Source organism: Flavobacterium sp., from assembly GCF_034111225.1.
Lineage (GTDB): Bacteria > Bacteroidota > Bacteroidia > Flavobacteriales > Flavobacteriaceae > Flavobacterium.
In genome coordinates this window covers 1-13281 of the sequence record NZ_JAWUXR010000002.1, presented here as the reverse complement: position 1 = coordinate 13281, position 13281 = coordinate 1, and the positions used below count along the sequence as shown (strand labels likewise).

Here is a 13281-nt window from a genome sequence, read left to right as displayed (position 1 = left end):
TTAAAAGAAAACCCTGTCTTTACAGGACAGGGTTTTAAAATTATTATTTCTTGTTTTGTTTTGCTTTTTGCGCTTCAGCATTTTCCATCATCTCACGCATTTTCTTTTGAAACTTACTTTCTTTTTTCGGTTTCGTTTTATTCTCATTAATCTTCGCTAAAATTTTATCTTCTTTTACGATGTAATTTTTAATTACTAACATAATTCCGATAGTAATTAAATTAGAGATAAAATAGTATAAAGATAAACCTGAAGCATAATTATTAAAGAAAACAAGCATCATTACCGGAGAAATATAAAGCATTACCTTCATTATTTTTCCCATATCTGGCATACCTTCTTGTGTCGGGGCACTCATCTGTTGATCACCTGTTGTCATTTTCATGTAGAAAAAGATAGCTAAAGAAGCTAAAATAGGGAATAAACTTACGTGGTCTCCATAAAAAGGAATTGTAAATGGTAATTGATAAACAGCATCAAATGAAGATAAATCATCTGCCCAAAGGAAGCCTTCTTGTCTTAAATCAAACATAGAAGGAAAAAATTGGAACAAAGCATAGAAAACCGGCATTTGCATTAAAGCTGGTAAACATCCGGCCATAGGATTTACTCCGGCTTTAGAATACAACTTCATTGTTTCCTGTTGTTTTTTCATTGCATTGTCTTTGAATTTCTCATTCAACTCAGCAATTTCAGGACGAAGTACTTTCATCTTAGCTTGTGAAACATATGATTTATATGTAACTGGTGACATTACTAATCTAACTAAAATAGTAAAAAAAACAATTGCCAAACCATAAGGTAAAAATCCGCTAATTATTCCAAATGCAGGAATAAATACATATCTGTTAATCCAACCGAAAATTCCCCAACCAAGAGGCATAATTTCGTCTAAGTTCTTTTTATAGCCGTTTAAAATATCATATTTAGATGGACCATAATACATATTCATATTATAGTTTAACTCACCATTTTTAAACTCTAAAGGCATAATAGCAACATAGTTTTTAGTAAAAACAGTATCTATTGCTTCGTCTTTTATTAAATTTTCAGATTTTAATGTAGCCGTTTTAAAAGGTGTGTCTGTTAATAAAATAGAAGTAAACAAATGTTGTTTGAAAGCAACATAAGTAACATCATTCACAACATCATCGTCATCTTTAGCAGCACTTAAATAATCGTCTTTTCCATCTTCATATTCAAAAACCATTTCAGTATATCTATTTTCATAAGAGATACTTTTTTCGTTTCTGTAGGCTTTTAATTGCCATTCTAAATCTGCTGGTTTTGTAGTATTAACAACTGTATTTAGACCTTGTGAACGAATTGCAAAATCCAACATATAATCGTTAGCTTTTAACACATAACGATATTCAAGATATTGAGCTTCACCTGCTTTTAAACGCATTGTTAAAACTTGGCTACCATCTTGTTCTTTAGTTAAAGTTGGTTCAAAAAATAAATCTTTAGTATTTAAAGTTCTATTATCAGCCGTGTTAATAGTAAGGTTTAAATTAGCATTATTGTCTTTAATTAAATCAATAGTTTTATTAGAACCTTTATAAAATTGGTCAAAACCATTAACAGTCGCGCTTACAATATAACCACCTTTATTAGCAATTTTCAAAGTTAACAATTCACTTTTAAGTTCAGTAACTCCTCCATTTGCAGAAGGTAATGTTGCTGAATAAGCAAATGAACCTAATTGTCCTTTTAATTGCGCTTGTTGAACAGAATCATTTCCAACAATTGCTGAAGCTACAACTGTAGACTCAACATTTGATACTGGAGCAATTTTTTCTTCTTTTACTTTTTCAACTTGTTCTTGCTTTGCTTTGGCTTCTTGTTCCTCTTTGGTTGGTGTATTTGAATACATCATCCACATTAAAACTACTGAGATTAATACAAATCCGATAATTGATTTAAAATCTAATTTTTTATCTTCCATTTAATAATAATATTCAGTTTACATATTTGTAAACAGTTATAAGGTTATTTTTTATTTTTAACCATTGCTGCAACAAAACTCACAAATAAAGGATGTGGGTTTGCTACTGTACTTTTATATTCTGGATGGTATTGAACACCAATAAAAAACGGATGGCTTGGTAATTCAACCACTTCAACTAAACCTGTGTCTGGGTTTACTCCTGAAGCTTTTAAACCTGCTTTTTCTATTTCGTTTAAATACTTTCCGTTAAATTCATAACGATGACGGTGACGTTCCATAATTTCAGCCTTTCCGTAAATTTTACGTGCTAAAGTATTATCTGTTAATGAACATTTCCAAGCGCCTAAACGCATTGTCCCACCTTTATTCACAATATTTTTCTGCTCTTCCATTAAATTAATTACTGGATGAGTAGTATTTTCATTCATTTCTGTTGAATTAGCATCTTTGTAACCTAATACATTTCTTGCAAATTCTATAACAGCCATTTGCATTCCTAAACAAATTCCTAAAAATGGAATATTATGTTCTCTTGCATAACGAACAGTATCAATTTTTCCTTCAATACCTCTGTTACCAAATCCAGGAGCAACAAGTATACCATCTAATCCTTTCAACTGTTCTTCTGCCGTTTTGGCATCTAAATATTCTGAGTGAATAGAAATGACATTTACTTTTGTCTCGTTTGTAGCACCCGCATGAATAAATGACTCTAAGATAGATTTGTAAGAATCTTGCAATTCTACATATTTACCAACTAAACCAACATTAACTTCGTGCTTAGGATTTTTATGTTTTTGTAAAAATTCGTTCCAATTTTTTAAATCTGGACTATTCTTTTCAGGTAATCCTAATTTCTTAAGAGTAACCTTATCTAAACCTTCTTCTAACATTAAATTAGGCACATCATAAATTGTTGATGCATCTATAGACTGAATAACAGCTTCTCTCTTAACATTACAGAATAACGCTAATTTTTGACGTAATTCATCAGATAATTCATGCTCTGTTCTACAAACTAAAATATCGGCTTTAATACCGCTTTCCATTAATGTTTTTACAGAATGTTGTGTTGGTTTTGTTTTTAACTCACCAGCAGCTGCTAAATAAGGAATTAATGTTAAGTGAATACAAATTCCGTTTTGTTCACCAAGTTCCCACAACAATTGACGAACTGATTCTATGTAAGGTAAAGATTCAATATCTCCAACTGTTCCGCCAATTTCAGTAATTACAATATCATAATCACCGCTTTGACCTAACAATTGCATACGTTCTTTAATCTCATTTGTAATATGAGGAACTACCTGAACTGTTTTTCCTAAAAACTCACCTCTACGTTCTTTTTCAATAACTGATAAGTATACTCTTCCTGTTGTTACATTATTAGCCTGAGATGTTGGAACGTTTAAAAAACGCTCGTAATGCCCTAAATCTAAATCTGTTTCAGCTCCATCATCAGTAACATAACATTCTCCATGTTCATATGGGTTTAATGTTCCTGGATCTACATTTAAATAAGGGTCGAATTTTTGAATTGTTGCCCTATAACCTCTTGCTTGTAATAATTTAGCTAACGAAGCTGCGATAATTCCTTTTCCTAAAGAAGAGGTCACACCACCGGTAACAAAAATATACTTAGTTTGATTCATTGTGTTGTTGTTTGTTGTGTTGTAGTTGCTTAAAAAACGATGCAAAAATACGATTAATAATTGGTAATTAGCAATGGTTAATTGACAAATTATTTAAGAAACAGAAATTACTTTTTAGGAAAATTTCTTCTGATATTTCTAATTAATTCTTCTAAACCGTTTAATTTAAGTTCATAAATTAATTGTAATTGCTCTCCTAATTGGCCTTTTGGAAAGCCTTTATTTGCATACCAAACAACATAATACTCAGGTAAGTCAATAAGAAAATACCCCTCGTATTTACCGAAGGGCATTTTTGTATGTGCTAATTTTATAAGTTGTTCTTGATTGGTCATTTATTTCCAATTATAAACAATTACTTTTTTAACATCTGGATGTAAACTATATAATACAGGGCAAGTATTTGCAATTCTTTCTAAAATGGTTCTTGATTTTTCATCAATTGAAACATCTAAATTAAAAGTAACATGAATTTCAGAAATTCTTCTTGGATCAACAGCCATTATTTTTGTTACTTCAGCGGTAGAACCTGATAAATCAATTTCCATATCTTTTGCTTTGATTCCCATCATGGTAAACATACAACTCGCTAAACCATTAGCAACTGTGTCTGTTGGAGAAAAAGCTTCTCCCTTACCATTATTGTCAATTGGAGCATCTGAAATAATTTCTGAACCTGATTGTAAATGTATAGACGAAGTACGCAAATCGCCTAAATAAGTAACTTTAGATGTTGCCATTATTTTGCTTGTTTTATTGTATAATCAGTATCATAATACATAATATAAATTCCCTCATTTACATTTTTACCTTCTTTAAAATTATAATTAAAGGTATTTTCAACTTGCTCTGAAATACTGTTTTTAGTAGAAGGAACAAATCCATCTTCTTGACAAATTCTTAAAATAGTATCAAAAGTTAAATCAAATCCTTTTGTTGCGTATGCATTTGGATTTACATTATTTTTCTTTTTGAATTCTTTTTCGAAAATTCTACCAGCATCAGCATCTACTTCTTTTTTGAAAGAAGGAAACAACATATTTAATTGAGTTAAATTTGTCATTGGAATTTCTTCAAAATCTAATGTGTCGTATAATTCTAAGACCACTAACTGCAAGTCAAATTCTTCTTTATACCTCATTAAAGCCTTGGTAGTGTGTAAAATCAAAGCTGCTTTTTCTGTTTCAAGAATGATAAAATTCTTTTGTCCTTTAACCAACAAAGCCTTTAAGCTTTCAATATTTAAAGAGCCTTTTTCATCATAATTTGGATATTTTACATTTGGATATTTTTTTTCTAAATAATCTTTTGTAGATGTTTTTTTACCGCTAATTACAGCAACCACATTACCTGATTTACTCTCAAAATAACTAAACATTTTATCCGTTAGGCTTTCTTGAGAAGGAATTGAATAATATAAATTATCTAAAGGCAATCCTATTTCTTTTGAAAGTGGAGAAATAACTGGTGTTTTAAATTTTGACAAAAGCTGAGCTGTAGTTTCAACATGTGAATACATGAATGGACCGATAACTGCATCAACCTTAGAAAAGTCGTTTTTAGAAATTACTTGCGCTACATTTGAAGTGCTTCTTGAACTTTCAATGTCTAATATTTTAACATGAACAGGCAGCCCTAAAACTTTAGCTGAATCTATTGCCATCATTGCTCCAGAATAGAAATCTAAAGTTAGATTTAAAAACTTATCGTCTTTTAAATAATCTTTTTGAGTTCTTATAGAATCTGACTCAATTTTATTTAAATTGAAAGGTAGTAATAATACTAAATTTCTTTTTCTGTCTTTTTTTACAGTAGCAAATAAATCAACTTTTTGCTTATTTATAACATTTGTAACTGGTATTTTTAAAACCATACCGTCTTTAAAACCCATTTTAATTTCAGGGTTCAATTTTATAAGTTGCTCTTCAGAAACATTTAATTTTTTAGAAAGACTATATAAAGTTTCTTCTGGCTTAACAACATAAAAGTCGGTTGTTTTTATTTCTTTAACCTCTATTGTTTCTTTTACGTCATTTTCTTTAATCTTCAGAACTTGACCAACTTCTAAACCTTCAACAATTTGAGGGTTAAATCGTTCCAATTCTTCAATAGAAATATTGTATTTTTTTGAAATTCCGAATTTCGTTTCTTGCATTTTTACTACATGAGAAAAAACCGTTGAAGTCGTTTTAATTTCTTTGACCTCAACATATCCTGAATTAACGGGAGCATATTTTACAAAAACTATAATTTCTTGGCCTATTTTTAATCCGTCTTTTAAATCAGCTTCGTTCCATTCTTTTAAATCAGCAACAGAAACTTCATACTTTTTAGCAATACTATAAAGCGTTTCTTTTGTTTCTACTATATGCTTTTTAACATCGTCCGTGTTTTGGCTTAACTGTTTAGTATTTAAGCCTTTTTTTGGAATTAACAGCGTAGTATTTTCTTGAATTCCTTCTTTAGCATCAGGATTCAATCTATAGATATCAAAAGGTGTCACTTGATACTGTTTTGCAATTTGGTAAACTGTTTCGCCTTTAGCAACAGTATGTTTTTGTATTCCATCTTGACTCGTTTGTGCCACACATGACGAAAAAAGAAACACAAAAAAAACAACTTTTAATAATTTCATATTCTGATATATAATTTATTTATTCTATAAGACCACTGCAATATCAATACCAATTTATGCTTAAAAAGTTAATAAATGAAATTTATTTTATAACTGATCCGAATTTATTCCCATTCAATAGTTGCAGGCGGCTTTGAACTGATGTCATAAACCACTCTATTTACACCTTTTACTTTATTAATAATTTCGTTTGAAGTCTTCATTAAAAACTCATAAGGTAAATGTACCCAATCAGCTGTCATACCATCGGTAGACTCAACAGCTCTTAACGCTACAACTTTTTCATACGTACGCTCATCTCCCATTACACCAACACTATTTACAGGCAACAAAATTGCACCCGCTTGCCAAACTGAATCGTACAAACCGTCTTCTTTTAATCCGTTAATGAAAATTGCATCAACTTCTTGAAGAATCGCTACTTTTTCTGGAGTAATATCTCCTAAAATACGAATAGCTAAACCAGGACCTGGAAAAGGATGACGCCCTAATAATTCAGGGTCGATACCTAATGAAGCTCCTACTCTACGTACCTCATCTTTAAATAACATACGTAACGGCTCTACAACTTTCAACTTCATAAAATCGGGCAAACCACCTACATTATGATGTGATTTTATTGTTGCTGATGGACCACCAGTAGCAGACACAGACTCAATAACATCTGGATAAATAGTACCTTGAGCTAAGAATTTCACATCTGTAAGTAAATGTGCTTCATCATCAAAAACTTCAATAAAAGCATTACCAATTGCTTTACGTTTTTCTTCTGGATCATCTAAACCTGCAAGAGCATCGTAAAACTTCTTAGAAGCATCAACACCTTTTACGTTTAATCCCATTCCTTTGTATTGATCTAAAACACTTTGAAACTCATTCTTACGAAGAAGTCCGTTGTTTACGAAAATACAATATAAATTATCTCCAATTGCTTTATTCAATAAAACGGCAGCTACTGTAGAATCTACACCGCCAGACAATCCTAAAACTACTTTATCGTTACCAATTTTTGCTTTCATATCGGTAATAATTTCTTCTACAACAGCATTAGGAGTAAACGTTTGAGGAACTTCAGCTATTTTAACTAAGAAATTCTCTAACATTTGTTTTCCATCAGTAGAATGATATACTTCTGGATGAAACTGAATAGCATAAGTTGTTTCGCCTTCAATTTTATATGCAGCATTTTCAACATCTTTTGTACTTGCAATTTTCACTGCATTTGTTGGAAGTTCTTTAATAGAATCAGAATGCGACATCCAAACTTGACTGTTTGCACTAACTCCTTCTAAAAACACTTCATTTTCTTTGATGTAAGAAAGATTTGCTCTTCCGTATTCTCTTGTATTAGATTCTGCAACTAATCCTCCTGAAAAATGCGCTAAATATTGCGCACCATAACATACTGCTAACAAAGGCATTTTTCCTCTAATTTGAGATAAATCGGGATGTAAAGCATTTTCAGAACGAACTGAAAAAGGACTTCCTCCTAAAATTACTGCTTTGTATGATGATAAATCTGCTGGGATTTTATCAAAAGGAAAAATTTCGCAAAAAATATTTAATTCTCTTACTCTACGAGCAATTAATTGTGTGTATTGAGAACCAAAATCTAAAATTAGTACGTTGTGTTGCATTGTTTAGTTATTGTTGTGTTGTTGTTTGTTTTAAAAATCTGGTATAAACATCTTGCTCATGTTCAAGCATTCCTTTACCATGATCAAAGTTTGCTGGAAAAACAGAATAATTATAATAGACTTTTTCAAATGTTTCATTATTAAAAATGAAAAGATTATAATCTACTCTTTTCTCTAAATGATAACCATTAAAATTTGAAATTAATGAATATTTTTTATCCTTACTAATATGTTTTCTTAACGTCTCAGGCAAAAATTTATTTTTTTTATCTAAAATTGAATCCATTACTTTGTTTCCGATATTAACATCACCAACAAATTCAGGAAAAGCATAAAATATATCTGCAGAATAATAAATTCTAAATTTACCATCAAATCTATCCATAAAAAATCTTCTCATACTTTCACTGAGTTTCTCATCTATTGTACCATAGTTTTTTTTAAATAAAATTTGAACATGAGGAACATAAATATCTAAATCACTTTCTTCAATTTTAAATTCACTTGAACTTATTTCATCAAAAAAAGATTCAACCTTATTTGTTTTTGCGCTATTACATGAACTTAAAGAAATACAAAATATTAAAAGTAAAAAACTTCTAAAAACATTAATATTCAAATGTTCCATATTCGCTATTAATTGTTAATTTCTTAGTTGATGAAGCATCTACTCTTCCTACAATTTGAGCATCAATATTGAATGACTTTGAAATTGCAATAATATCTTGAGCAACTTCAGCAGGTACATAAATTTCCATTCTATGTCCGCAATTGAAAACTTGGTACATTTCTTTCCAATCGGTTTTTGATTGTTCTTGTATCAATTTAAATAAAGGCGGAACTGGAAATAAATTATCTTTTATAACGTGGACATTATCTACAAAATGAAGAATTTTTGTTTGTGCTCCACCACTACAGTGAACCATTCCATGTATATCTTTTGAATTGTATTTTTCTAAAATCTTTTTGATAACTGGCGCATACGTTCTCGTAGGAGACAACACTAATTTACCAGCATCTATTGGGCTGTTTTCAACCTCATCTGTCAATTTAGTTTGACCCGAATACACTAATTCATTTGGAACTGAAGCATCGAAACTTTCAGGATATTTATTTGCTAAATATTTTTCGAAAACATCATGACGCGCAGAAGTTAATCCGTTACTTCCCATTCCTCCGTTGTATTCTTTTTCATATGTTGCTTGGCCAAATGAAGCCAAACCAACAATTACATCGCCAGGTTGAATATTTGCATTGTCAATAACGTTTGAACGTTTGATTCTTGCTGTAACTGTTGAGTCTACAATAATTGTACGTACTAAATCACCAACATCAGCAGTTTCTCCACCAGTTGAATGAATAGTTACACCAAATTCTTTTAAGTCGGCAATTAATTCTTCTGTTCCGTTTATGATTGCTGATAGCACTTCACCAGGAATAACACTTTTATTTCTACCAATTGTTGAAGAAAGTAAAATATTATCGGTTGCACCAATGCATAATAAATCGTCAATATTCATTATTAACGCATCTTGAGCAATACCTTTCCAAACTGATAAATCACCAGTTTCTTTCCAATACATATAGGCTAAAGATGATTTTGTACCCGCACCATCTGCATGCATGATAATGCAATAATTTTCATCGTTAGTTAAATAATCGGGGATGATTTTACAAAATGCCTTAGGAAACAATCCTTTGTCGATGTTTTTAATAGCATTATGAACGTCTTCTTTGGAAGCAGAAACTCCTCTTAAATTGTAGCGTTTGCTAGTTTCAGAACTCATTTTAAGTTTGTGTTGTGTTGTGGCGCAAAGATAGTTAGTATATTTCTAAAACAGAAAAAATTGCACTACTAAAAGCTTATATTTTAATTCTAAAAATTTGATTTTCTTCAACAAATGTGTAAAAAGGAATATTTACGTTTATAAATTTCTTTTGCGTATAGCAATCAGTATTTATCGTTTCAACATCATATTGAATTTCAATAGTTTCATCATCTGCTAAATTCAAATAGATTTTATTATCTAAAGCCAAGTTCGTTTTTGGAAAAATTTGGATTAAATTTAAATTATCTCTGGTAACAAGAATAAAATCTACTTCAGTATCATCAAACTCAACGACAGAAATATCAGCAATAGTATAGGTTTCATTAGTGAAAACATTTTCTTCTGTAACATCATCTAAAATTTCAACAAGAATTGAAGCTTGTGGAGGGCTTACATTTTCTGAACAATTATCTTTTGTACAACCTAAAATTAGCATTGTTAGCACAAACAAAAATACTATTGAACTTTTTTTCATTTTTTTATATTACTTACTTAATATCTCAATTTCTACTCTTCTATTTGCAGCAGCTTGTTCTTCATTTGCTTCAGGAATTTCATAAATAGGTTTCGTAGTACCAAAACCCGTTACTGTAATTCTATGTTGCGGAATGCCCTTAAAAACTAAAAATCTTCTTACTTGTTTTGCTCTGTCTAACGACAAATTTCTTCTATCTAAATCGATACAACAAATATGACCTTGAATTTGAATTTTTAAATTTGGATTATTTTGTAAAACAAATAACAAATCATATAAAGCTCCGTTTGATTCTGGAGTTATTGCGAAAGTATTTTGATAAAAATTGATATTTTTTAAAATGATTTTTGTTCCCACTTTAGCCAAACTAATTTTTTCATGAAGTGGAGCATCATCTGGAATTATAACTTCTTCAACAATTCCTAAAATTTCATTTTCACGAGATATGTCTTTTTCTAAAATAAAATATATTGTAGCCCTACGGTTTTCTGATTGAATTACAGATTGTTTGAAATTTTCACCAACACTTATTGATTTATAATCTTCTCTAATTGCAACTTTCTCTTTTATATTATTGAAAATATATTGAACTCTTTTAAAAGCCAATGTATCATTATATCCTGTAGAACCAACTTCATCAGTATATCCATTGATTGCAACAATTTTTGATGTTTTGTTTTGCTCTATCCAAGACGCTAATTTTATTTTTTCTTTATTGTTTAGCTCATATTTATTAGTCTCAAAATAAACAGAAAACTGCTCTTGAGAAAACAAGGTTAAACAAAAGAATAAAGTTAAATAAACAAAAAAAGTTTTCATTTCATGATTTTTTACGAAGTAACGCTTTTTAAATTATATAAAAAAGCGTGCCAAAGTAACAAATATAAAAAAAAACGTATTCATTTCTTGAAACAAATACGTTTTTAAGGTTAATAAAATTAATAATTATCTCTAATCTGGTGTTTTAATGTTGAACAAGAATTCCTCTAGCATTATTAACTCCTTTAAAATGTTTAATTGTTTTCCTTACTGCTAATTCAGCCATGTGATTTAAATATTCTTCATCATCAAAAGTTATAAATTCAACAATAAGATTATTTGATATGTATATTTTTATTTTTGAAGCTCTATCAGAATCTAATTTTTCGTCAACGGTAACTATTTCATTTCCAACAATACGATTTTCATTATATTTTTTAAAATATAGTTCGTAAAAATCTTTTCCTGTTTTTGTTTTTGTTTCATCTGAAATTATTCCAGCAACTTCAATTCCAGCATTTATCTTCATTATATTTTCAGAGATTATACCCACAGTACTTTCTCCAATAATGACCCAGTCTTTACTTACTAAGGCATTGTCTTCATTATAAACTAGTAATAAAACTATAATGTTATCACCAATTTCATAATTTATTTGTGTCTTAGACAAGGTTTTTTTTTCGTTTGGATTAATTGCAAATCTACCTTCTTGGAAATTATCAGAAGAGTTGTTTGCATTACCATTCTTTATGACAGACAATTTATAGGATAAATTAGTATATACATTTGTTAAATTCTCAACTGTACCTGAAATTGATGTCATTTTATCAAAATTTCCAATTTCTACCTTAGCCTCAAAAGCTTTATCAGTTAATTGAGCAAAAGCTCCCGTAGCAAATAAGATGATTGAAATACTTAAAATTACTTTTTTCATAATATGAAAATTAATTGGTTATTAATCGTATTTTGTAATTGAAAAAAAAGTATTGTGGTATAAAAAAATATAAGTTACCTGTAGGTGCGGTAATCTTTTGTCAGATAAAAAATTAGTAGTTTTTTCTGATACAAATATAGTGAATCGAGACAAGAACAAACTGATGTTTGACTGCCTTTTCTGCAAGATGTTCAATATATTAGATTAAATGCTATTATATTGATAGAAAAAGCCCCAAATAATTGAGGCTTTTTTATTTTTTATAAATAAATTCTATTATTTAGTAAATAATAACTCTCTGTATTTAGTTAATGTCCACATTTCATCGTCCACTAATAATTCTAATTTATCTGAGTGATATCTAATTTCTTCAAAGAATGGCTTTACTTCATCACAATATACTGAAGCCATTTTTTCAGCATCTGTAAGTAAGTTTGCTTTCTTACGAGTTTCAACCATAGCTTCTACCTTTGAAATTATACCTTCTATATGCTCTGAAATTTCTTTAATCATTTTGATTTGCTCTTTTGCAATAACTTCAAAATCTTTTCCGAAAATTTCTTTTAAACCTCTAACATTATCAATTAATGTATTTTGGTATTTAATAGCTGTAGGAATTACATGGTTACTCGCAATATCTCCAAGAACTCTTCCTTCAATTTGAATTTTCTTAGTATACTCTTCTAGTTCAATTTCGTAACGCGATTCAACTTCCACATGATTCATTACTCCCATTTCTTCAAAAAGCGCAATTGCTTTTTTAGAAACCTTAGCTTTTAATGCTTCTGGAGTAGTTTTATAATTACTTAATCCTCTTTTCTTAGCTTCTATTTCCCAAGCTTCACTGTAACCATCACCTTCAAAAAGAATTGCTTTTGTTCCTTTAATATATTCTCTTAAAACATTAAAGATAGCGTCATCTTTTTTCATGTCTTTACTTTCAATCAAACCATCTACCTCAACTTTAAAGTCTTTCAATTGTTTTGCTACAATAGTATTTAAAGTAGTCATTGACACAGCACAATTTGCAGTAGAACCAACAGCTCTAAATTCAAACTTATTCCCTGTAAAAGCAAAAGGAGAAGTTCTATTTCTATCCGTATTGTCCAACATTAATTCTGGAATCTTACCAATATTAAGTTTCAAAGCTGTTTTTTCATCTGAAGTCATAGTTCCAGATTTTACATTTTTCTCCAAATTATCTAGCATTTTTGTCAATTGCTGACCAATAAACACCGAAATAATTGCTGGTGGTGCTTCATGTCCTCCCAGTCTGTGGTCGTTACTTGCAGTTGCAATACTTGATCTCAAAATATCAGAATAATCATGAATGGCTTTGATTGTATTCACAAAAAAAGTTAAGAATCGTATATTTTCTTTCGGATTTTTTCCTGGTTGTAACAAATTCA

11 protein-coding genes and 1 pseudogene are annotated in these 13281 nt (G+C 29.8%); all 12 read right to left on the bottom strand.

What is annotated here, in order from left to right:
* Nucleotides 1–43: 43 nt before the first annotated feature.
* Entirely contained in the window at nucleotides 44–1948 is a 1905-nt protein-coding gene (gene yidC, locus UXY25_RS00335) for a membrane protein insertase YidC (protein WP_320814003.1), read from the bottom strand.
* 44 nt (nucleotides 1949–1992) lie between these two features.
* Nucleotides 1993–3603, bottom strand: a complete 1611-nt coding sequence (locus tag UXY25_RS00330; RefSeq protein ID WP_320814002.1) for a CTP synthase — start codon at nucleotides 3601–3603, stop codon at nucleotides 1993–1995.
* 107 nt (nucleotides 3604–3710) lie between these two features.
* Nucleotides 3711–3938: a DUF3820 family protein gene (locus UXY25_RS00325; protein ID WP_320814001.1), complete on the bottom strand. Its 228-nt coding sequence runs from the start codon at nucleotides 3936–3938 to the stop codon at nucleotides 3711–3713.
* Nucleotides 3939–4343 carry an OsmC family protein gene (locus tag UXY25_RS00320; RefSeq protein WP_320814000.1) on the bottom strand — a complete coding sequence of 135 codons (405 nt, stop codon included), beginning with the start codon at nucleotides 4341–4343 and terminating at the stop codon, nucleotides 3939–3941. It lies immediately after the preceding gene.
* Nucleotides 4343–6238: a LysM peptidoglycan-binding domain-containing protein gene (locus UXY25_RS00315; protein ID WP_320813999.1), complete on the bottom strand. Its 1896-nt coding sequence runs from the start codon at nucleotides 6236–6238 to the stop codon at nucleotides 4343–4345. The genes UXY25_RS00320 and UXY25_RS00315 overlap by 1 nt, the downstream gene beginning before the upstream one ends.
* A 104-nt stretch (nucleotides 6239–6342) precedes the next feature.
* Nucleotides 6343–7875, bottom strand: a complete 1533-nt coding sequence (gene guaA, locus UXY25_RS00310) for a glutamine-hydrolyzing GMP synthase (protein WP_320813998.1) — start codon at nucleotides 7873–7875, stop codon at nucleotides 6343–6345.
* 7 nt (nucleotides 7876–7882) lie between these two features.
* Nucleotides 7883–8503 (bottom strand): hypothetical protein, encoded by a 621-nt coding sequence (locus UXY25_RS00305; protein ID WP_320813997.1) that lies wholly within the window; start codon nucleotides 8501–8503, stop codon nucleotides 7883–7885.
* The gene (locus UXY25_RS00300; protein WP_320813996.1) at nucleotides 8484–9662 is read right to left on the bottom strand and encodes an AIR synthase related protein; all 1179 of its coding nucleotides are present in this window, start codon (nucleotides 9660–9662) and stop codon (nucleotides 8484–8486) included. Before UXY25_RS00300 ends, UXY25_RS00305 begins: the two co-directional genes overlap by 20 nt.
* A 76-nt stretch (nucleotides 9663–9738) precedes the next feature.
* The gene (locus UXY25_RS00295) at nucleotides 9739–10179 is read right to left on the bottom strand and encodes a hypothetical protein (protein WP_320813995.1); all 441 of its coding nucleotides are present in this window, start codon (nucleotides 10177–10179) and stop codon (nucleotides 9739–9741) included.
* Between the two features lie 9 nt (nucleotides 10180–10188).
* Nucleotides 10189–10998: an OmpA family protein gene (locus UXY25_RS00290; protein ID WP_320813994.1), complete on the bottom strand. Its 810-nt coding sequence runs from the start codon at nucleotides 10996–10998 to the stop codon at nucleotides 10189–10191.
* A 145-nt stretch (nucleotides 10999–11143) separates the two neighbouring features.
* Nucleotides 11144–11872 carry a CsgE family curli-type amyloid fiber assembly protein gene (locus UXY25_RS00285; protein WP_320813993.1) on the bottom strand — a complete coding sequence of 243 codons (729 nt, stop codon included), beginning with the start codon at nucleotides 11870–11872 and terminating at the stop codon, nucleotides 11144–11146.
* 276 nt (nucleotides 11873–12148) lie between these two features.
* Nucleotides 12149–13281: pseudogene (locus tag UXY25_RS00280) on the bottom strand (glutamine synthetase type III); the annotation flags it as partial.

Excerpts from the sequence above, each read along its gene's own strand:
- guaA (WP_320813998.1), bottom strand. The coding sequence starts at position 7,875 with ATGCAACACAACGTACTAATTTTAGATTTTGGTTCTCAATACACACAA.
- UXY25_RS00285 (WP_320813993.1), bottom strand. The coding sequence starts at position 11,872 with ATGAAAAAAGTAATTTTAAGTATTTCAATCATCTTATTTGCTACGGGA.
- yidC (WP_320814003.1), bottom strand. The coding sequence starts at position 1,948 with ATGGAAGATAAAAAATTAGATTTTAAATCAATTATCGGATTTGTATTA.
- UXY25_RS00305 (WP_320813997.1), bottom strand. The coding sequence starts at position 8,503 with ATGGAACATTTGAATATTAATGTTTTTAGAAGTTTTTTACTTTTAATA.
- UXY25_RS00325 (WP_320814001.1), bottom strand. The coding sequence starts at position 3,938 with ATGACCAATCAAGAACAACTTATAAAATTAGCACATACAAAAATGCCC.
- UXY25_RS00330 (WP_320814002.1), bottom strand. The coding sequence starts at position 3,603 with ATGAATCAAACTAAGTATATTTTTGTTACCGGTGGTGTGACCTCTTCT.
- UXY25_RS00295 (WP_320813995.1), bottom strand. The coding sequence starts at position 10,179 with ATGAAAAAAAGTTCAATAGTATTTTTGTTTGTGCTAACAATGCTAATT.
- UXY25_RS00300 (WP_320813996.1), bottom strand. The coding sequence starts at position 9,662 with ATGAGTTCTGAAACTAGCAAACGCTACAATTTAAGAGGAGTTTCTGCT.
- UXY25_RS00290 (WP_320813994.1), bottom strand. The coding sequence starts at position 10,998 with ATGAAAACTTTTTTTGTTTATTTAACTTTATTCTTTTGTTTAACCTTG.
- UXY25_RS00315 (WP_320813999.1), bottom strand. The coding sequence starts at position 6,238 with ATGAAATTATTAAAAGTTGTTTTTTTTGTGTTTCTTTTTTCGTCATGT.
- UXY25_RS00320 (WP_320814000.1), bottom strand. The coding sequence starts at position 4,343 with ATGGCAACATCTAAAGTTACTTATTTAGGCGATTTGCGTACTTCGTCT.